The 20,832-nt window shown below is 69.4% G+C and carries 15 protein-coding genes and 3 pseudogenes; 12 read left to right on the plus strand and 6 right to left on the minus strand.

Annotated elements, in window-relative coordinates; genetic code table 11:
• The first annotated feature begins 104 nt into the window (after positions 1–104).
• The 6 genes from ACIPSA_RS37125 to ACIPSA_RS37150 all read left to right on the plus strand — a co-directional run bounded on the left by ACIPSA_RS37125 (position 105) and on the right by ACIPSA_RS37150 (position 7,862).
• Positions 105–1,679: an IucA/IucC family protein gene (locus ACIPSA_RS37125; protein ID WP_402642921.1), complete on the plus strand. Its 1,575-nt coding sequence runs from the start codon at positions 105–107 to the stop codon at positions 1,677–1,679.
• A gap of 32 nt (positions 1,680–1,711) precedes the next feature.
• Positions 1,712–3,472, plus strand: coding sequence for an IucA/IucC family protein (locus tag ACIPSA_RS37130; protein ID WP_402642924.1), 1,761 nt, complete (start codon positions 1,712–1,714; stop codon positions 3,470–3,472).
• Complete coding sequence (locus ACIPSA_RS37135) at positions 3,469–4,674, plus strand: type III PLP-dependent enzyme (protein ID WP_402642927.1); 1,206 nt, start codon at positions 3,469–3,471, stop codon at positions 4,672–4,674. The genes ACIPSA_RS37130 and ACIPSA_RS37135 overlap by 4 nt, the downstream gene beginning before the upstream one ends.
• Positions 4,671–5,993 carry an MFS transporter gene (locus tag ACIPSA_RS37140; RefSeq protein ID WP_402642930.1) on the plus strand — a complete coding sequence of 441 codons (1,323 nt, stop codon included), beginning with the start codon at positions 4,671–4,673 and terminating at the stop codon, positions 5,991–5,993. The genes ACIPSA_RS37135 and ACIPSA_RS37140 overlap by 4 nt, the downstream gene beginning before the upstream one ends.
• Before the next feature lie 97 nt (positions 5,994–6,090).
• Positions 6,091–7,071, plus strand: a complete 981-nt coding sequence (locus ACIPSA_RS37145) for an ATP-binding cassette domain-containing protein (RefSeq protein ID WP_402642932.1) — start codon at positions 6,091–6,093, stop codon at positions 7,069–7,071.
• On the plus strand, positions 7,068–7,862 hold the full coding sequence (locus ACIPSA_RS37150; RefSeq protein ID WP_402642934.1) for an ABC transporter permease: 795 nt from the start codon (positions 7,068–7,070) through the stop codon (positions 7,860–7,862). Before ACIPSA_RS37145 ends, ACIPSA_RS37150 begins: the two co-directional genes overlap by 4 nt.
• Here the strand turns inward: ACIPSA_RS37150 and ACIPSA_RS37155 are convergent.
• A complete protein-coding gene (locus ACIPSA_RS37155) occupies positions 7,840–10,992 on the minus strand; it encodes an ATP-binding protein (protein ID WP_402642936.1) in 3,153 nt (1,050 codons plus the stop codon). The two genes, ACIPSA_RS37150 and ACIPSA_RS37155, sit on opposite strands and share 23 nt — an antisense overlap.
• A gap of 200 nt (positions 10,993–11,192) precedes the next feature.
• Here ACIPSA_RS37155 and ACIPSA_RS37160 point away from each other — a divergent pair, with 200 nt between their 5' ends.
• Complete coding sequence (locus ACIPSA_RS37160) at positions 11,193–11,564, plus strand: hypothetical protein (RefSeq protein WP_402642939.1); 372 nt, start codon at positions 11,193–11,195, stop codon at positions 11,562–11,564.
• A gap of 394 nt (positions 11,565–11,958) precedes the next feature.
• Here the strand turns inward: ACIPSA_RS37160 and ACIPSA_RS37165 are convergent, their stop codons facing one another.
• Complete coding sequence (locus ACIPSA_RS37165; RefSeq protein ID WP_402642940.1) at positions 11,959–12,447, minus strand: hypothetical protein; 489 nt, start codon at positions 12,445–12,447, stop codon at positions 11,959–11,961.
• 204 nt (positions 12,448–12,651) lie between these two features.
• Between ACIPSA_RS37165 and ACIPSA_RS37170 the strand changes: the two are divergent.
• The 4 genes and pseudogenes from ACIPSA_RS37170 to ACIPSA_RS37185 form a co-directional block, all read left to right on the plus strand.
• Positions 12,652–12,981: pseudogene (locus ACIPSA_RS37170) on the plus strand (SpdA protein); the annotation flags it as partial.
• 343 nt (positions 12,982–13,324) lie between these two features.
• Positions 13,325–13,699, plus strand: a pseudogene (locus ACIPSA_RS37175) (replication initiator); the annotation flags it as partial.
• Positions 13,700–14,492: 793 nt separating this feature from the next.
• Positions 14,493–14,960, plus strand: a complete 468-nt coding sequence (locus ACIPSA_RS37180; RefSeq protein ID WP_402642943.1) for a hypothetical protein — start codon at positions 14,493–14,495, stop codon at positions 14,958–14,960.
• Positions 14,961–15,583: 623 nt separating this feature from the next.
• The gene (locus tag ACIPSA_RS37185) at positions 15,584–17,578 is read left to right on the plus strand and encodes a YncE family protein (RefSeq protein ID WP_402642945.1); all 1,995 of its coding nucleotides are present in this window, start codon (positions 15,584–15,586) and stop codon (positions 17,576–17,578) included.
• An 846-nt stretch (positions 17,579–18,424) separates the two neighbouring features.
• On the opposite strand, the pseudogene ACIPSA_RS37190 reads toward ACIPSA_RS37185, so the two are convergent.
• The 4 genes and pseudogenes from ACIPSA_RS37190 to ACIPSA_RS37205 form a co-directional block, all read right to left on the minus strand.
• A pseudogene (locus ACIPSA_RS37190) lies at positions 18,425–18,586 on the minus strand (aldo/keto reductase); the annotation flags it as partial.
• Between the two features lie 67 nt (positions 18,587–18,653).
• A complete protein-coding gene (locus ACIPSA_RS37195) occupies positions 18,654–18,926 on the minus strand; it encodes a hypothetical protein (protein WP_402642948.1) in 273 nt (90 codons plus the stop codon).
• Between the two features lie 82 nt (positions 18,927–19,008).
• A complete protein-coding gene (locus ACIPSA_RS37200) occupies positions 19,009–19,269 on the minus strand; it encodes a hypothetical protein (protein ID WP_402643270.1) in 261 nt (86 codons plus the stop codon).
• Between the two features lie 275 nt (positions 19,270–19,544).
• A complete protein-coding gene (locus ACIPSA_RS37205; RefSeq protein WP_402642949.1) occupies positions 19,545–20,105 on the minus strand; it encodes a DUF5994 family protein in 561 nt (186 codons plus the stop codon).
• 280 nt (positions 20,106–20,385) lie between these two features.
• Between ACIPSA_RS37205 and ACIPSA_RS37210 the strand changes: the two genes are divergently transcribed.
• The gene (locus ACIPSA_RS37210; protein ID WP_402642952.1) at positions 20,386–20,706 is read left to right on the plus strand and encodes a DUF5994 family protein; all 321 of its coding nucleotides are present in this window, start codon (positions 20,386–20,388) and stop codon (positions 20,704–20,706) included.
• Positions 20,707–20,832: the final 126 nt, after the last annotated feature.

Raw genomic sequence — 20,832 nt, forward strand, 5'->3', positions numbered from 1 at the left:
TGCTCTGGCAATCTGCTTGATCGTCGTCCCGTAGCGTCGATCGCACGGCCGGTGCCACTGGAGCACCGCGCGACAAGCACCCTCATTAGCACCTGGGATGCCCCATGCCCCTTGATGAACTACGCCTCACGCGCCCGGACCTGGTGGAGCCCTTCACGGCCGCGCTCCCGGGAGCACGTGCCACCGTGCTCGGCCGGCTGTGGGGCGCCTTCGTACGAGAACCCCTGCCCGGCGTGACCGGGCACCGCCGGGAGTCCGACAGCCTGGTGGTCGGGCTGCGACAGGGTGGCTCACTGTCGGCGGCGCAGTCCTGTGCGCGGCCGTTCGCCGAGGTGCCCGACGACTTCGTCGTGTCCGGGCCCGAGGGGCCGATCAGCGGGCCGGCGGAGCTGCTGGCGCAGCTCGGCCTGCGTACCCCCGAGGCGGAGCGACTGGCGGCCGAGCTGGACAACAGCGTGGTCAACCTGGCACTGGCGCGGGCCGCGAACGCCGGCGGGAGGGCCCGCCCGGACGACTCGGCGGACGCCGAACAGGCGGTGGTCGACGGGCACCCGCAGCATCCCTGCTGCCGGACTCGCACCGGCATGTCGGTCACCGACGTGCTTGCCTACGCCCCCGAGCACCACCCGGTGGTCCGGTTGGCGCTGCTCCCCGTCCCGGCCGATCGCTGGCAGAGCGCCGGCACATGGCCGCGGGCGCTGCGTGAGGGTGACACGATCCTGGTCCCGCTGCATCCCTGGCAGCGGGACCATGTGCTCGCGCGCCATCCCGACCTGGTCGTCGTGGACGAGACGATCCCGGCCCGGCCGTTGCTGTCGTTGCGCACCCTGGCACCGCAGGGCGTCCTGCCGGGCTGTCACATCAAGACGGCGCTGGATGTGCAGGTCACCAACTACCGGCGCACCATCTCCCCGGCCGAGGTCGCCGACGGGCCCCTCCTGTCCGACCTCGTCTCGGCCCTCGTCGACAAGGCCGGGTACGGCGGCAGCCTGCGCATCCTGCGTGAGCTGGGCGGCGGAGCGGTGTGCGTGGACGGACGGCCCTCCGCGAGCCTGGCCGCGATGATCCGGGAGTCGACCGAGTGCCACCTCGACGCCGGGGAGATCGCGGTTCCGCTCACCGCCGTCCACGCGACAGGAGCCACCGTGCTGTCGGGAGATCCGGTGCGCTGGCTGGCGGACTTCGCCGGGCTCGTTCTCCCGCCCGCGCTGGCGCTGCTGTCCATGGGGGTGGCATTGGAGGCTCACGGCCAGAACACGCTGGTCGTGCTGCGAGACGGTCGGCCGGTGCGGGTGCTGTACCGGGATCTGGACGGCGTACGAGTGAGCCCACGCCGTCTGGCTCGGTGCGGTTCCACGCTGCCGCCGCTGCTCGGCACCCGCGCGGGAGACGACGTGGACGCACTCCGCACCAAACTCTTCGGCGGCCTGGTCAGCGGAGTCTTCAGCGAGCTGGTCGACGTCTTCGCCCGGACACATGCGGCCGACCCCCGACAGTTGTGGGGCGCCGTGGCCGAGGTCGGCCGCCAGGTGTACGCCGGCCTGCCGGACCAGGGGGACGCGGCAGCGTTCTTCGGCGACACGATGCCGCTGAAGGCGACCATCGCCATGCGCCTGGCCGAGAACCCGGGCAAGGCGCAATGGACACCCGTTCCCAACCCCCTGGCGCCGTGCCCCTGAAATCCGACCCGTCGTCCCACTGGAGGGACCGTATGACCACCGGCATGACCACCGGCATTGCCCCCCACACCAGGACCGCCGCCGCAACCGTCACTCCGTCGGCCACCGCAACCGTCACCCCATCGGCCGCCGAACCGTCGCAGACGGCGGACACCGTCACCGCCCACACGCTGCTCAACTGCCTGATCCGCGAGGTGTCCGCCCCCGAGCACCAGGTGACGGTCGACGACGACCACCTCCTGCTCCGTCTGCCCCGCCGCGGCCTTCTGCTGCGTTGCCGACTGCGCCGAGTCTCGCTGATCGGAGCGCACCGCTTCCTGGGCCCGGCGCAGCGGCTCGACAACGACGCCTGGACGACCGTCGGCTGGAAGGAGCTGGCCGGCTACATCCAGGACGAACTGGAACTGCGCACGGGCATCGCCAACGACGAGTTCCTGAGCCAGGTGGCGGACAGCCGGGAGACGATCCGCACCGCACTGGAAGAGCGGGCGGGCGTTACGCCGCACGCGGACCGGTATGTGGCGTCGGAGCAGTCCCTGGTGTTCGGCCATCGCTTCCACCCCACTCCGAAGGCACGCACCGGCGACTCGGCGGACTGGCTGGCGTACGGCCCGGAGACCGGTGCTCGCTTCCGTCTGCGCCACCTGGCAGTGCGCCGTCATCTTGTGCGTGAGGAGGGCGAGCTGCGCGAGATGGATGCGCTGTGCCCGACGACGGATCCGGAATTCGTGATACTGCCGGTGCACCCCTGGCAGTACCGGCTGCTCCAGGGCCACGACCGCCTGCGTGAGGCACTGGCAGCCGGCGATGTCGCCGACGCCGGGACGAGCGGACCGGAGCTGGTGCCGACCGCTTCGGTGCGCACGCTGTACCACCCCGACAGCGACACCTTCCTGAAGTTCAGCCTCAACGTCCGCCTCACCAACTGCGTCCGCAAGCACGCCGGTTACGAACTGTCCGGCACCGTCGCCCTCAACCGTCTGCTCCAGCCCCTCTTCGCCGGCCTGGCCGGCCGCTTCCCGGGATGCGCGCTCCTGGCCGAGCCCGGCTACCGCACACTCGACACCGCCGAGGACACCGCCGACGACACCGCCCTCCTGGAGGGCCTCGGGGTAGTCGTCCGCTCAGGCCTGCGCCACCACCTGCGCCCCGAAGTGACCCCCCTGCTCGCCGCCGCGGTGGCGGACGAGTACCCCACCAGTGCGGCCCACGTCTCCCATCTGCTCGCCCGCGGTGACGGTGACGTTCTGGCCTGGTGGGACGCGTACTTGGGACTGCTGCTGCCACCGGTGCTGGCCGCCTATTTCGAACACGGCGTCGTCCTCGAACCCCACCTGCAGAACGTCGTCGTCGGTGTGAAACCCGACGGCACCCCGGCGCAGATGCTCTTCCGCGACCTGGAGGGCACCAAGCTCCTGCCCAGGCATCACCGGGACACCCTCGACAACCTGCCCGAGGACGTCCGGGGGCCCCTCACCTACGATCCCGAACGCGGCTGGAACCGAGTCGCATACTGCCTCCTGGTCAACCACACCGCCGAAGTGCTCGGCACCCTGGCCGACCTCGACCCGACGCTGGAACCCGCCCTCTGGGGCCTGGTCCGCGACCACCTCGACGCCTACGCCCGCACCGCCGCCGAACCGCCACGCCTGCGCGCCCTGCTGTCCGGCGTACCGCTGCCCGCCAAGGCCAACCTCCTCCTGCGCTGGGCCCGCAAGGCCGACCGGCACGCCACTTACGTCCCCCTGCCCAGCCCGCTCGGCGCGGGCTTTCCCCGCGAGGTGATCCGGTGAGGTCCGCACTGCTCGACCATGTCGGCCGCATGACCGACGACGACCTGCCCGCCTACGTCTACGACCTGCCGGGCCTGCGCGAGCACGTTCACGCGATCCGGGCCGCACTGCCGGAACGTGTCGAGCTGTTGTACGCGGCCAAGGCCAACTCCGACCCCGCGGTCCTGCGGACCCTCGCCGAACACGTCCACGGCTTCGAGGTGGCCTCCGGCGGCGAACTGGACCACGTCCGCGCCATCGTCCCCGACGCACCGATCGCCTTCGGCGGCCCAGGCAAGACACAGCAGGAGCTGACCCGCGCGCTGGACGCGGGAGCCGAGCGCCTGCACATCGAGAGCGAACACGAACTCCGCCTGCTCACCACTCTGCTGGGCGAGCGGACCGTGGAGGTACTGCTGCGCGTCAACCTGCCCGTCGACGTGGGCCGAGTCGCCCTGGCCATGGGCGGTGGGCCGTTCGGCATGGATCCCGTACAACTGGACCGCTGCCTCAAGGTGATGGAGTCAGTCCCGGGCGTCCGACTGCGTGGCCTTCACTTCCACCTTGCCAGCGGCCTCCAGGCCCAGCCTCATCTCCTGCTCGTCGACAAGGTCCTTGCCTGGGCCGAGAACTGGGCCCGTGATCGCGGAATCGACCTGAGCGAAGTCAACGTCGGCGGCGGAATGGGTGTCGACTACACGCATCCGCCCAGAGTGTTCGACTGGCCCGCCCTTGGCGCCGGACTGCGCCGGATCCTCGACCGCCACCCCCACCTCACCCTCCGGATCGAACCAGGCCGCTCGGTCACCGCCTACTGCGGCTGGTACGTCACCCAGGTGCTGGATATCAAGTTCAGCCGAGGGCACGCGTTCGCCGTACTGCGCGGCGGCACCCACCACCTGCGCACCCCAGCCGCGAAACAGCACGACCAGCCCTTCGAGGTGATCCCCGACGACATCTGGCTCCGGCCCTGGAACCGTCCGGAGGTCCGAGACGAGCCGGTGACGCTGGTCGGACAGCTGTGCACGCCCAAGGACGTACTGGCAAGCCGGATCATGATCGAACGGCTGCGCGTCGGCGACCGGGTCGCCTTCGCCATGGCCGGCGCCTACGCCTGGAACATCTCCCACCACGCGTTCCTCATGCACCCCCACCCGACGTTCCACCACATCGACGATGCGGAGGTGCCTGTCCCGGGCACATACGCCCCTCTGACGTCATGAGCGCCGGCTCCGGCATGCCGGTGACGGCCGCACTCACCGTCCGGAACTTCCGTCGCTACCTGCTAGGGCAGCTGGTCTCCAACATCGGCACCTGGATGCAGCGCGCCGCCCAGGACCTGCTCGTCCTCCACATCACCGGCAACAGCGGCCGTGCGGTCGGCATCGTGACCGCACTGCAGTTCCTGCCGCAGACCCTGTTCGGTCTGACCGGAGGCGTCCTGGCCGACCGGTACCCCAAGCGGCGGCTTCTGCTCCTGACCCAGACAGCCATGGGAGTGCAGTCACTTCTGCTCGGACTGCTGACCGTCACCGGGGCGGTGAGCCTGCCGTCCGTCTACGCGCTGGCCTTCGCCCTCGGTACGGCCACCGCGGTGGACAGTCCCGCCCGCAACGCGTACATCTCCGAACTGGTCGCCCGCGAGCGCGTGGCCACCGCGGTCAGCCTGAACTCCGCCCAGTTCAACGTGGCCCGCGCCGTGGGCCCCGCCCTCGCCGGCCTGACCGTCGCCGCCTTCGGCACAGGTCCGGTGTTCCTCGTGAACGCCGCCTCGTACCTGGCCGTCCTCTACGGTCTGATCACCATCCGTACGGACGAGCCGGACGCGCCAGACGCCCGCGGTCGGCCACGACCCGGCCGTATCCGACCGCGTGACGCCTTCCGCCACATCGCCCGCACCCCGGAACTGCTCCTGCCGATCGGTCTCATCGCCTTCGTCGGTACCTTCGGCCTCAACTTCCAGGTGGCCATCTCGCTCGTGGCCGTCAAGGTCTTCCACACGGGCGCCGCCGCCTTCGGTTGCCTCTCCGCCGCTTACGCCCTGGGCAGCCTCATCGGGGCGATCCACGGCGCGAGCCGCGGGAAGCCTCCCAGCGCTCGACGTCTGGTCACCGCCACCGTCGTCTTCGGGGCACTGGAAGCCGCGCTGGGCCTGATGCCGGGATACGGCACCTTCATGGCCCTGCTGATCCCCACCGGTTTCGCCGCGGTGACCGTGACCACCACCGCCAACGCGCTCACCCAGCTCCATGCCGGCCCACACCTGCGGGGCCGCGTCATGTCCGTCTACTTCCTGGTCCTTCTCGGCGGCACCCCCGTAGGAGCCCCGCTGGTCGGCCTGCTGTCGGACACCCTCGGCACCCGCTCGACCCTGCTGCTGGGCGGCGTCATCTCAGCGACCTCCGCGCTCGCACTCTCCGCCTTGATCCCGGGCCGAACCCAACGGCTCGCCCGAATCACGAGAGCTGCCTCAGCTGCCTCCGTAACCAGCCCACCCCTCACCTCAGCTCGACCAGCGAGGGACCGGCCGGCAGATCTCTGACGGTCAGCCGCTCGGTTTCAACGCTCTGAAGCCTTCTCCCGTGGGCTGAAACCGTGGTGAAGCCGTTCTGAACCGCCGTGGCCGCAAGCTCTGCGGCATGACGACGACAGGCCACGAACTCGCGATCGCAGCCACCGGGTTGCGCAAGTCCTACGGGGACAAGACCGTCCTCGACGGCATCGACATCCACGTGCCCACCGGGACGATCTTCTCGCTCCTCGGGCCGAACGGCGCGGGCAAGACCACGGCGGTCAACATCCTGTCCACCCTGATCTCCGCCGATGGCGGACAGGCCCGGATCGCCGGGCACGACCTCACCGCCGAGGCCCAGACGGTACGTGCCGCCATCGGGGTCACCGGACAGTTCTCCGCCGTGGACGGGCTGATCACCGGCGAGGAGAACATGCTCCTGATGGCCGACCTGCACCACCTCTCCCGTGCTGAGGGCCGCCGGGTGACCGCCGAACTGCTGGAGCGGTTCGACCTGGTGGAGGCTGCGAAGAAGCCCGCGTCCACCTACTCCGGCGGCATGAAGCGGCGCCTCGACATCGCCATGACCCTGGTCGGCAACCCGCGGATCATCTTCCTCGACGAGCCGACCACCGGCCTCGACCCGCGCTCCCGCCACACCATGTGGCAGATCATCCGCGAACTGGTCTCCGGCGGTACCACCGTCTTCCTCACCACCCAGTACCTGGACGAGGCCGACGAACTCGCCGACCGCATCGCGGTGCTCAACGGCGGCAAACTTGTCGCCGAGGGCAGCGCCGAGGAACTCAAGCGGCTCGTCCCGGGCGGGCATGTCCGGCTGCGGTTCTCCGACCCGGTGGCGTACGAAAAGGCGGCCACCGCGCTGCGCGAGACCACCCGCGACGACGAGGCCCTCGCCCTGCAGATCCCCAGCGGCGGAAGTCAGCGCGAGCTGCGCGCCATCCTCGACTGGCTCGACGCCGCCGGCATCGAGGCCGACGAACTTTCCGTGCACACCCCTGACCTGGACGACGTGTTCTTCGCCCTGACCGGCACCGTCGACACCGCCGCCCCCGCCCCCGCCGCCGACAAGGAGACCGTCCGATGAGCACCGCCACCCACGCCGTCCGTGACAACCTCACCATGCTGCGGCGCAACCTCCTGCACGCCCGCCGCTACCCCTCCCTCACTCTGAACCTTCTGCTCACCCCGGTCATCCTGCTGCTCCTCTTCGTCTACGTCTTCGGCAACGTGATGAGCGCCGGCATCAACGGCGGCCACGCGGACCGGGCCGACTACATCGCCTACCTCGTCCCCGGCATCCTCTTCCTGACCGTGGCCATGACCTCGCTCGGCACCGCGGTGGCCGTGTGCACGGACATGACCGAGGGCATCATGGCCCGGTTCCGCACGATGGCGATCTCCCGCGCCTCCGTGCTGATCGGCCACGTCATCGGCAGCGTGATCCAGACGATGATGTCCCTGGTGCTGGTCCTGGGCATCGGGCTGGCCATCGGGTTCCGGCCCGACGCGTCGCCGGTGGAGTGGATCGCGGCGGCCGGGCTGATGGCCCTGGTCAGCCTCGCGCTCACCTGGCTCGCGGTCGGCATCGGTCTGATCAGCCCCAACCCCGAGGGCGCCAGCAACATCGGTACTCCGCTGGTGATGCTGCCGTTCCTGTCCAGCGCGTTCGTGCCGGTGGACGCCATGCCGGGCTGGTTCCGCTGGTTCGCCGAGTACCAGCCGTTCTCGCCCTTCATCGAGACCCTGCGCGGGCTGCTGCTGGGCAGCGAGATCGGCACGAAGAACGCACTGCTGGCCATCGGCTGGGGCCTGGGGCTGACCGTGCTGGGCTACTTCTGGGCCAAGGCGAAGTTCAGCCGCGAACCGAGGCAGTGAGCTCGTGCAGGGCCGCCACCCGCAGTTCGTCCCGCCCCAGGGCCCCGTACCCCGACCTCGCGTCGGCGTACGCGGCCCCGTCCGCGTTCTCGGCCGCCTGCCGGGACCGCGCCGAGGACAGGGTGGGCAGATCCCGCATCACCGGCATCCGCTCCGCCAGCGCCATCAGCCGTACCGCCGACGTATCGCCACGGGCCAGCCCGACGAAGCCGAGCGCCAGCAGCACCGTGCCGTACACCGGCAGTTCCACCACATCCCCGGCACCGGGGGAGCCGGAGCCGGACAGCATCCCGAGCAGCCGTTCCCGCAAGTGCTCGGCCAGGTGGGCCACCGGCTCCAGCCGGCCGTGCTGCGCGTGCGCCGCGAGCGCGACCGCCTGCACCTGAAGTGACCATGAATCCAGGAAGGGATCGTCCGCCGCCAGCAGGCTGGCCTCCCGTATCCCCCCGGCCGCCTGTCGCCACAGGCCGAGGCCGACCTCGGTCAGCCCACGGGCCAGTGCGAGCTCCGCCCGGGCCTGCAGCAGTTCGGGAGTGAAGACCTGGGCGGACTCCGGCTGCCGGTCCGGGGCGGCGAGGCCCAGCCAGTACTCCGCCTCGTCGACATCCCCGAGCTGCAGACAGGCGGACACCAGCGCGTAGCGGACGCCGATCGCGTCCGACCAGTCACCGACCTCACCGAGCGCGTCCGCGGCCCGCAGATGGTCGTACGCCTCCGCGCCGCGCTCCGTCTTGAGGCACAACTCGCTGATCCGTCCATGACTGAGCAGCATCATGATCGGATTGTCCAGCGGCTCGACCGCGGCGAGCATCCGGCGCGCGCATTCGAGCGCGCGCTCCGTCTCGTACGCGGATTCCCACAGGTAGCTGGCCACACCCGACGCGATGCCCGCCAGCATGGGCTCGTCGGCGTCGCACAACTCCTGCAGCCGCGCGTACCGCGGCGGGTCCATGTCCGGTACGGCACACAGCACGACCGCCAGTGCCCGCAGCACGGTGTCCGGCCGGGCGGGCGGCAGGCGGCGCAGCGTGGCGAGCTGGCGCGCGGCGTGCGGGCCGTAGCCCATGAAGAGGCCGGCCGTGCAGATCGCCGCCGCGCTCCGGGCCGCCTCCACGTCCTCGGGGTGCTCCGGTCCCGGGCGGAAATGGGACAGCGGCCCGCCGGTCTCGGCGGCGAGGGTGACGAACCGGATGTAGTTGTTGCCGAAGGACCACAGGGAGGCCAGTACGGCGGTGAGGGCGGCGATGGCCGGCCCGTCGGTACGGGCCAGGGCGTGCCGCAGCGCCAGGACGAGGTTGTCCTGCTCGGTACGGACGCGGTCGAAGGAGGCCAACGCGTCGTCGCCGTACATCGCGTCGTGGTGCGCCCGGCCGAAGTCCCGGGCCCAGGAGAGGAACCGGTCGGTCACCGCCTCCTCCTCGCCGGCGTCGGCGCGCTTGGCGGCGCCGAACTCCCGCAGCGTCTCCAGCATGTGGAAACGCACCCCGGAAGGGCTCTCGCCCACCTTGACCAGGGACTGACCGGCCAGCTGCTCCAGCAGGTCCAGCGCGCCCCCGGTCTCGCCGAGCACGTACTCCGCCGCGTCCTCGGCGAAGCCCCCGGGGAACACCGACAGCGCGCGCAACGCCGCCCTCCCCTCGGGCTCCAGCAGGTTCCAGCTCCACTCGACCACGGCCCGCAGCGTGCGATGCCGCTCGGGTGCGTCCCGGGCGCTGCCGCGCAGCAGTGCGAAACGGTCCCGGAGCCGGTGCGCGATGTCGGTCACGGAGAGCACCCGTACCCGGGCCGCGGCCAGCTCCACGGCCAGCGGCAGCCCGTCCAGATGACGGCAGATCTCGGCCACCTGGCCGGCGGGCAGGTCCACACCGGGCCTGGCGGCCCGCGCCCGCTGCTCGAAGAGTTCGACGGAGGTCGCCAGGGACAGCTCCGGCAGGGCGTACACGGACTCCGAGGTCAGCCCCAGCGGAGCCCGGCTGGTGGCCAGGACGCGCAGCTCCTTCGACCGCGACACCAGCGCCTGTACGAGACCGGAGGCGCCGGTGATCACATGCTCGCAGTTGTCCAGCACCAGCAGCGCCGGCCCGGGGCCCAGCGCCGCGACGATCCCGCTCACCGCATCCTTGCCGCCCGCGAGTTGGCGGCCGTCCCCGCCGCCGACGGCCGAGGCCACCTCATCGGTCACGTCGTCGTCGGCGGTGACACCGGCCAGGGTGACGAAGTGCACGAGGGGCTGCTCGGCCGCCCGGCTCACCGCGTGCGAGAGGCGGGTCTTGCCCAGCCCGCCGGGGCCGACGACCGTGACCACCCGGGCGCCGCGCAGCAGCCCGGCCAGGGCGGCGATGTCGGTATCCCGGCCCAGCAGCGGGTTCGGCTCGTGCGGCACGCCATGGCGAGCGGGTGGCGCATCCGCACGCAGCAACTCCTGGTGAACGGACCTCAGCCTGGGCCCCGGATCGGCCCCCAGTTCATCACGCAGCCTGCGGCGATAGGCGTCGTACCGGGTCAGCGCCGCGGCCCGGCCCGCGGTGGCGTCCTCGCAGCGCAGCAGCTCCGCCAGCACCTCCTCGTCCCGCGGCAGCTCCCGGCTCAGCTCGGCCAACGGCGCGGCGGCCTCCTCCCGGCGCCCGACCCGGGCGAGAGCGAGCGCCCGCGCGCGCACCAGCGAACGGAACGCCCCGACACGCTCGGCGCGCAGCGCCACCACCGGATCGTGCAGCTCCTCGCCCGCCCCGGCGCCCAGGCTCCCGTCCCACAGCGCCAGCCCGGCCTCGGCCTGCGCCAGGGCGCCGTCGTGATCGCCCGCCCGCGCGCGCTCGGCGCTCGCCACCTCATGCAGCAGCAGTGCGGAACTGTCGACCTGCGCTTCCTCCAGTGCCAGCCGGTACCCCGTCGGCGTACTCACGATCAGCTCGGCACCCAGCTGCGACCTGAGCCGCGACACCAGGACCTGCACCGCCTTGCCCGGCCGCTCCGGCAACTCGTCCGGCCACAACCCCTCCACCAGCCGCCCCGTGCTGCAGCCGGTACGCAGATCCTCCGCGAGCAAGGCCAGCAGCCCGCGCAACCGGGGCGCGGTGATCTCCCGTCCACGACAGGCGACTTGGGGCAGCAGGGTCAGCTCGGTCATCACGTGTGCAGATTAGTGCTGTGACCGCAGAGGTTCGCCGGGCCGGCCGTTGTGGAGGCTGGATGTGCGGTGGTACGAGGTCGCCGCGGACGGATCGCAGCCATCCGCGCAGCCCCGGGGCCCGCACCGCTGTCCGCACCCGAAACCCCTGTCATCCGTCCACAACCTCCCGAGACAGCGCGACCAGCGGGCAGGATGGCCTCATGACAAAACTGTCCGCACGGTCGGTCCGTCGTGCCTCCTCCGGCTCAGTACTGTCTTTGTGGTCGCAGGACTCCGTGTTGTCGATCGGCTCAGTGGGATCGGTGCTGTCCGTGGGGTCCGTCGGTTCGGCCTTGTCGGTCGGCTCGATCGGAAGTGCCTTGTCGGTCGGCTCGATCGGTTCCGCCCTGTCGCTGATTTCAACCGGGTCGTGGCTGAGTACGGGATCGTTGTTTTCCGCGCAGTCTCGGTGGTCGGTGCTGTCCTGGCGTTCCTCTCGCGGTTTCCTGGCTGTGGGAGCGGTAGGGACAGCGGCCGGAGGCGCCCTGTTGTTGGCCCAGATGCTCCGCAAGGCCGAAACCGGCGCCGAATGACCTCGATCGGATTGCGAGGACATTTCGCTCGGCGGTTCAGACCGGAATGAGCGCTTGAGCCCGTGATGCAAGGTCGCGCGCTGTTCCCCGCCCGATCTCGTGCGCTTGTGGTGCGAGCCGCAGAGTGGGGGCGGTTGTGCGTGTAGGGGCCCGTTGTCAGTGCTCATGGTTAGAGTCCCAGACGCGCGGCCGGCTTCCGAGGTGTCCAGCTCTGGAGAGCAGCTGCATCCCCGATCATGGCCCCGTAAGCGTCGGGCGCGTCGGGCGCTCTGTGGACCTGCGAATGAACTGGCGCAGCAGCACTCGGCGGCCTCGGCTGTGCCCCGGTTGCGGGGTGGCCGGGCCGCCGGAGTCGGCCGGTGGCGGGGCGTCAGGGCCGCCGCCCCGGACATCGCTAGGTGAGATGGAGCGTGACGTCGGTCTCCTTGGCGAGGTTGGTGCCGGTCAAGTAACCGCGGGCGTTCTTGTAGATGCCTGTGCCGCCGGTGATCGCGAGCGTGAAGTGGGTGGGGAAGCTCTCGACCACTGGGGCGAGTCCCTGGAGGGTGATGTCACCTTTGGGCAGGTGGAGGGTGACGTCGCACTGCCGCTCGTCCGGTGCAAGGCTGGTGACCGTGCACACGAAGCCGTCGCTGCCGACCCTTCGGCCGTTCTGGAAGAGCTCTTCGTTTCCGATTTGCTGGTCACCGAGGCTCAGCCCGGGCGGGTTCACCTGGAGGCTGGTTGACTGCCGCACGATGCCGACCAGCTTGATGACCTGGCCCTCACCACCGCCACCGAGGGTGTCGGGGGCCGGGGCGGCAGCGTGTGCGAGTGGTGAGCAGGCAAGGACAGCGGCCAGAGCAGTCCCGGCAACTGATCCCAGTGCCTTGAAATGGCGCATTGTGCGTCTCCTGGCGAGAAGTGATGAAGCTTGTATAAGTGATGCTTAATCACTTATGTGTCTCTGCTTATCTCATCAGCTTCGCCGCAGATCGCGACGCGCCGGGCGCGCATGGAGTCCGACCCGATCGGGTGTCGGCAGAAGGAGGATTCGGCTCGTGCGCATCCCGGACCAAGCTGACGTTTCGAGACGGTGAATGGCTAGTGGCTACGCATCCTCGTCGCCGGGTGGCCCGCGGTCGGCTTCCTCGGCGGAACCCTGCTCGCCCATTCCGGGCCCGAGGGGGCCGATGAGGTCGACCTCTCAAAACACCAGGTCAAGCCCGAATCCCATTCCGAACCACCCCAAGAACTCGCCATCGCGGCTTCGCCCGAACGTCAGCCCGTGCCTGTCCCGGTTGCCCTGGTCGAGCACGCCCGCAAAGTCGCCGACGAACACGGCGTCCGGATCGGAGCCGGCATCGACACCTCGACGCTGCGCGCCCGGCTGGGTGTCCCGATGCCGATCGCCGAGGCCGTCGCCGCTCAGCTCTGAAGGCGAATCCCGTTGAGGGCGGCTATCTCTTCCGCCGCACTCGCTGAGTTCCTACGACGGCCAGAAGGATCAGCACCTCAAGGCAGCACGTGGTGATCACGGTGGCCCAGGACTCGCCCACCCACCATCGGCCCGCCACACAGGCGAGCCCAAGCGCCAACGCGATCCCACCGAAGGCGATCAGCCTCCGCACTCCCTGCGGCATGGCGCCTGTCTATACGGCGTCCCACCCAACAGGCAAGCCAGTAAAGGGAAGGACACCGCTCTTGCCCGCCAACCGCCGCTCCCGTGACGTCACCCGCATCGGCCCCGTCCAGGTCGCCACCTCGTACGACAACCGGGGCGTAGAGCGTGGACCCTTGGCGCAGACAGGGGCCTCGAACACCTCCGTCTCCGTGTCTGGGCCCACATGCTCGGCTTCCGCGGCCACTTGTCCACCAAGTCCCGGCGGCACTCGACCACCCTCGGAGCCCTCCGCGACGCCCGCGCCGAATGGCGCCGAGCCCAAGCCGAAGCGGCGACCGGGACAGCGCACGACACGACTCCCGTTCTCGCCCACTGGGTCTTCGCCGGCGCATCCCCGCCGGGGCCCTCGGACACTTCATCGCAGGGCAGACGGAGCGCGCTGCCTGATGACCAAGAGCCGGAGTTGATCTTCTGTAACAATTCGTCGATGCTCCCTGATGGAACACTGACGCAGGTATCGGCTGCTTCGTAGAAACCGTCGGCATATACGCCGCCCACACGGCGATATACGCCTCTTGCTGCGCTGTCCGGTAGATCGCGCATGAAACATTTCCCGCCTTGCCTGGCGCCTCGGCAAGATTCGAACCTGCGGCACCCTCTATAGGGGCGAGGCTGGGGGAATATAGGCGTGACCTGGGAATCCCCATCTTGGGCAGCGTGGGGCGGTGTGCACCCTGGCGAACCTCGATTCCCCGTGAGTTCCTGTCCGTTCTGGCACGGAAGTGGCACGCCCCGCGGCCCCCTCGTTGCGAACTGCAGGCGGGACGGTCGCTGAGGCCTCTGGGCCTGGTTGCTGAGCAGGCAGCGGCTGTCGAAGGCCGTTGGCGGTTCACGCAGTTGAGGTACTTCGCTGCTGTACGGCAGTTGCTCGTGCCAGGGGACTGACGATCCAATTTCAGGCTGTGCGTAACCCCTGGGGCATGCCTCACGGCGACCAAGGGTCGTCGATCCGCCGGGAATGCTGTGTATGTCGAATTCCCTTGATCGGCTATGCGTCGGACACCTCGCAAGGGCTCCCGTCTCATTCGAAAAACCCGGTTCATACGGCATTGCGAACCCGCGCCCCGCTGCAAGTCGCGCGCTGGGTGACGATCCCGACCGAGGTCAGCCGCCCATGACCAGCGTGAGCATGCCGAACCTGGCGGGCGCCAACTCCGTAACCTCCAACTTCACGAAGTACACGTCACATTGATCAACGCGCCCCCCGTTGTTAACCTCATGACCATGCCAACACTCCGTTGGGAAAAGCTCACAGAAGGAACCCTGTGATCAAAAGACGCTCTCTTGAACGCATAGGTACCGTCGCGGGCGCGCTGTCCGCCGCCGTCCTCCTTGCCGTCACCCAGGCATCCGCCGTCACCGCCGAAGTCGAGCGTGCTACCGCCCTGACTGGCCCTTCCACCACCGACGGCTGGCTGTGTACGTCTGTCGGCCCCAGTACCGCGCACACGGCCCAGGCCTGTTACTCGAGCCTGGGCGACTGGCTCAACATCTATGACGGGAAGGCGGACGGCTACTCCGCCGTCATGGACTGGGAAATCCGCGACCCCAACAACAAGGTCTACCGGTACGGCGCCACGTTCAACGCCGACGGCGATGGCGCCGACCGCTACAAGAACAAGGACTTCCCCGAGACCAATTACTCGATTCGGTTCCGTACCTGCCTCGGTCACTGGTCGACCAAGTTGATCGAGGCGGGCACGTGTTCCGCATGGCTGACCACGTCTACCTGATCTGCACCTGACGGTGCCGGGTCGGTGCCGGCGCGGAGTGGTTGTTCAGGTGCTCGGGATCCGGCAGTCCTTCGAGTAGGCGCCGCCTCTTGTCGCGGGCTACCTCGACCTGGTGGCGGTCCCCGAGCGGGGCCCAAACCTTGGCCAGGTCCCCACGCTGAAGGCCGGAACGACCGGTCCGCGCCTCGGATCTGACATCACGTACCACTCTCCCCGACTCCCATCCCGTCTGCTCGGCTCTGCCTGGGTCGATTGCGGACGGGATGAGAGCTCCCCGCGCACACCACATTCGACCGGCACTCGCGAAGCGCGCCCCCGCCCCCGCCATCTCGGAGCCTGAGCGCCCCCGCCGGAGGCATGTCCTGACGTGTGGATCCGATCGCCGAGTCGCTGATCGGGCTACCAGGTCTCGGCCCGCAGCATCCGGCAGGCCTCAGCCGTGGCGTACCTGCTTTCTGAGCACAAAGCGTCTTGCCGTCTGTACGCGCGTGCCGCATCTCGCCCACTTCTTTGATCATCGTTGACCCCCGTTTGCCTCTGCTGTCACAGGTGTGACCTAGGCTCCGGATACTTCCCCACTTCAACAACAGGGGCTCTTTTCGTTCCGGGGGTTCGAAGTCACCGTGCGCATACGCACTCTTCCGGCCGCGACGGCACTCGCGGTCCTCTTCAGCTCGGCCGCGCTCGCGGTCACCTCGGCCGCGCCCGCGCTGGCCGACTCCAGCACCATCCTGCCGGTCAAGTCGACCGGAGACGTCGTTGTGGACGGCGTCCACCAGCGGGTCTTCATCAGCGACCCGACCAGCGGAAAGGTCGTCGCAACCGACTACAGCGGCACGGTTGTCGGCACCGTCGACTCGTTGCCCGGCGTCCGCGGCCTGGAACTGTCCGCCGACTCCGGCACCCTGTACGCGGCTGTCGAGGACGCCGACGCGATCGTCGCCATCGACACGGCGACCGCCACCGAGGCCCATCGCTACCCGACGGGCGACGGCACCCAGCCCGAGTATCCGGCCCTCGCCGGCGGCAAGCTCTGGTTCGGCTACCGCGGCAACGGCAGCGGCAACATCGGCTCGCTCGACCTGAGCGGCGCCGACCCGGTCGTCGCCCTCCACCAGGACACCACCCGTACCTGGAACGACGCCCCGATCCTCGGCTCCTCGGCCGGCGCCCCGGGCACCATCGTCGCGGGCGCACCGGGGCAGAGCCCGGTCGAACTCGCCGTGTACGACGTGTCGTCGGGCTCGGCGAACCGCACCGCGTACGCCTGGGATCCGGGCAGCAGCAGCAACCTCACCGACCTCGCCGTCACTCCGGACGGCAAGGACGTCGTCACGGCCAGCGGCGCCCCCTACAAGCAGGAGGTGTTCAAGCTCTCGGACCTGTCGGAGGACGGCAGCTACACCACCAACCCCTACCCGAACGCGGTCGACATCGCCCCGAACGGCGCCGTCGCCGCGGGCACCTTCTCCTGGTACGACCCCGACGTCCACATCTTCGAGCCGGGCGTCTCCACGCCGGTACGGCAGTACGACTTCCCGAATACCGGCACCAGCAGCGGCTCCGACACGCTCGCGGCCTCGGGTCTCGCCTGGGCGCCGGACGCCAGCAAGCTGTTCGCGGTGTCGTACAACGACGCGGACGTGTACTCGCTGCGCGTCCTCGACGACCCGACCAAGGCGGACACCACCCTCACGGCGACGGCCCCGGCCACCGCCACGCGCGCCAAGTCCCTCACCGTCACGGGCAAACTGGTGTCGAACACCGTGTTCCCGTCCGGCACCACGGTCTCCGTCACCCGCACCGACGACGAGTCCCCGGCCGGCAAGGCGCTCGGCAAGGCGACGGTCGGCGCCGACGGCTCGTACACCTTCGCCGACACCCCGCCGGCCGGCGGCAAGGTCACGTACACGGTCGGCTACGCGGGCGACGAGTACCACGCGGGCGCCACCGCCACGAGCACGGTGAACGTCACCCGCACGGCGACCACGGTGACGCTCGACAACAACGGCAAGGTGTACGCGTACAACAGCGCAGTGAAGTTCACGGCGCACCTTGGGACGACGTACAAGAACCGCACCGTCGAGATCTACGCCAACCCCTACGGCGCGGACAAGCCCGAGAAGCTGGTCAAGTCCGGCACGGTCGACTCCTCCGGCAACCTGTCCGTCACTCTCTCCCTGACCCGCGACACCAAGCTCACCGCCAAGTTCACCGGCGACACCCGGTACGCGCCCGCGACGGCCACCAGCACGGTCGGCGCGCAGGTCAAGGTGTCGACCGCGCTCAGCGGCTACTACACGAGCAAGACGGCGTGGAGCCAGACGTACCGCTACTTCCACAAGTCCAAGGACCCCGTCTACGACACGACGATGACGCCGTACCCGGGCCGCAAGTACAAGGTGGAGATGCAGGGTTACTACGAGGGTGCCTGGCGCACCACGCACTCCGAGTACCTCGTACTCGGCTCGGGCGGCAAGGACACGCTCGAGCTCACGGGCACCCCGCCGACGGGCGTCCGCTTCCGGATCCGGTCGTCCTACATCGACACGACGTCGGGCGACAACGTGAACTCGACGACCCACGGGACCTGGAAGTACCTCATCTTCACCAGCTGACGTCCGGTACTTCTCACCGAAGACCGACGTGACGGGCGCGGGTCTGCTGCTGAAGCAGGCCCGCGCCCTTGGCGTTCGCCACGCCGAGGAAGCACAGGACCGCCGGCACCGGGCGATGGTCGGCGGCGGTCGGGCCGCGCGGGGGCTACGGCAGGAGAACGCGCCGTCGACGGACGCGACGCGCTTGGCGCGCCCGGCGAGCCCGGTAGCCGAGGCCCGCGAGGGATCCGCGCCTCCCACGCCGCCCTCCGTGATGACGATCAACCGTGTCCCCCTCGTCTGCCGAGGGTCACGTCGGCCCTGGACGCACGAGAGTTCCTCGACCGTCGCTGGACCCCGTTCGGCCGCCTGTGCCGCCTCGCTGACGGCTCTGGGCTCCGCCTGGCCACGCGCCGCGGATCAAGCTTCGTGTACCTGGCCTGCTTCCGCCCCTGCGGGGCAGGCGAGCCCGGCCGCCGGCGCGAGCGCGTCGGAGGAGGTTGCCCCGGCAAGTCGACGGTGGGGAGACCGCCTGTCGGATGGTCCGAGCCGTAACCCAGCGGGCGGCTCCCAAACGGTTCCCCAAAAGTCCCGTGAAACCACTCAGGGGCCCGACCCGCTAAGCGGATCAGGCCCCTGACCTGGTACTGCACTGTCGGGGTGGCGGGATTTGAACCCACGACCTCTTCGTCCCGAATGAGGTTCGGTCAAGACCGCCACCGGGCAGTTTGCTGTTTTGCCTGGTCAGGGCGTTGGGATAGGGCGGCCTCGGGTGGTCTCGAAGGGGTTTGGGGGGCGGGTTGGCTCCCGGATGGCTCCCAGTTCTGCTGCCCTTTGCTGGCCGGCTCCGTTTGGGGTGGGTGCGGTTCAGGCGTCGAGGCGGCGCTTGGCGAGCCAGGTGACGATCTCGGGGTCGTGGTGGTCGAAGAACAGGGAGCTGCCGGTGTCCAGGGTGGCGATCTGGGCCATCTGCTCGTCGGTGAGCTGGAAGTCGAAGATGTCGATGTTCTCGGCCATGCGCCGCCTTCGGTCACCTCATTCCGAGGCGCAGGTGGTCTGCCGGGTCCCTTCCCTCCTGCGGACGGTGCGCGCCGTGTCAGCCACTGTCCTCCTCCTCGGTCTCCATGAACTGGATCCCCTTGTGCGTCAGTGTGACCATCGCGGGTGTGTTTCCTCGCGTCCAGTCGACCTGGATCAGTCCCTCGGCCGCCAGGTACGTGCAGGCGGCGGCCAGGTCCTCCTCGGGCATCGCGGGATCCTCGCGCAGCTGCGCCCCGGTGAGGCCGAGGAGGCGGTTGCCTTCCAGGGCCTCGTACAGGGTCTTCATGATCGTCTCGCGGTAGTGCCGCCGCTCGTGCAACGTCGTCATGGTCGCCTGCCTCTCGTGCCGGCACTGACGCAAACCCGTACGTCTGGGGCGGTGTCCTCCTTCCCCGCTGAGGGCCTTCTCCTCAGATTTCATCCGGCTGCGTGTGATCGTCCCGGGAAGACTGGCTGGCCAACAGCCAGGAGCGCGCCGGCTCCGCCATGCGCGTGGTGTCAACGGTGAGGTGGAGACGTGTTCCGCCATCGGGGCCTGCGGGGTAGCTGCGCGCTTCGGCGGCGGCGAAACAACGGCGGAGAATCTCCGCGACATGACGCGCCGCCTCCGGGTCCGCGGCGACGATACGAATCTCCGCGTGCCCGGCCGACGGCAGTTCTGGTGACATCATGGTGACCCCTTGCTCATTCAGGACGATGTGCATCAGGGGCGACGTGACGTGCCCGTGAGTGTGACGACCGTCGCCGCACACCCGCCCCCAGCTGGAAGGTTTGCGTCATCAGCGGCGCGGTGGCAGGTGGGCTCTTACGGGACCGCCAACCGGTTCCCGGTAGGGCGTCGCTGTAGCGGAACGCCCCGATCCTTTCTTCATGCTGCGCGTTGAGCCGGTGGATCAGGAACATTCCCGCGATGATCACGGCGACGGTGCCGGATGTCTCCACGTGGTCACCTTCTCAGTGCGGAGCTGAAGATCCCGACCGCGGCTCCGGCCGCCGACGCGGCTCCGCCGTCGGTCTCCCATTCCTCTTCCCGGCTTTGAGCCTCTGCCGCGTCGTGGCTGATGGCCTCGTCGGCCATCAGACGGCTGGCGGTGCGGATACCTCCCGGAACGGTTACTGCTGCCATCAGCCGGGCGGCGGCGGTCGGCTCCGTCTCCGGAGGGATCACCAGCAGGTCCAGGCGGCCCACCGTATAGGAGAAGAGGATCACTTTGTTCGGGTCCTGCTCGTCGGCGAACCAGCCGACATGCACCGTGTGACCCGTGACGATGACCTTGCGTGGGATGACGGGCCAGTGGGCCGGGTTCACGGTGACGTGGGTGATCCGACCCCAGCACGCGTCCAGCGCGTCTGTCAGAGTGGGGATCTCCCGGAGGAGATCACGGGAGCGGGGCCACCAGGCGCCGTCCAGAAGACCTGGGACTGAGCCGGTCGGGGTCAGGGACAGCCGGGCCGGCGCCGAAGGCAGGCGCTCTTTGATGATCGTAGGTTCGATGGTCGCGGTCATGACGCGGACCTGTCCCCGAGCCTCTTCTTGGAGGCCGGTGTTGTTGCTCGCCGGGAACGACACCGGCATGGCGGCCGATGTGCGAAGTGCTCCCGGTCCGTTCACTCTACGCCGTTCCGAGGTCCCGGAGCGTACACGTGAGCAGGCACTTCACCAACAGGCAACAAGTCCGGAACCGCGGGTGGACGCAACCGGTGCGGCAGCGCGCGACTTACCGTGAGAGGACGAGGTCCCGCGTTCGGTGGAGACACCGAATCCCGCGGACAGGCGGACACACACCATGACCGAATCCGACATCCCTCGCGCGCCCCGGCTCCTGACGGACGCGATCCACCGGGCCGCGAAACCCGGGACGGTTCTGCTGCGGCTGGAGACGACACATTCCCGGGAAGGCAACCTCGACGGCGCGTGGTGGCCGCGGTCCCGCGACATCGGCGCGGAGCTGCCCGACCTCCTCCACGTGCTGACCGGTCACCTCGGCCCCGTCACGCGCGTCGGCCTGGACGCCACCGCATGGGACGGACTTCCCACGCGCCTATCATCGCGCTGTAGATCATGCACGACCGGTGGCCCGGACCCTCTTGAGCTGGAGCCATGTTGAGGAACTTGCCGCCTATGTCGCGCGACAGCACTTCAGTGAGCATCCCCGTCTCTTCGGTGTCCACCACCCGCCACACCGGCCCCTGGGGTACCTCCAAACCACAGACCGTGCATTTTCGCTGCGTTA

The organism is Streptomyces sp. NPDC086549 (genome assembly GCF_044746205.1).
Lineage (GTDB): Bacteria > Actinomycetota > Actinomycetes > Streptomycetales > Streptomycetaceae > Streptomyces.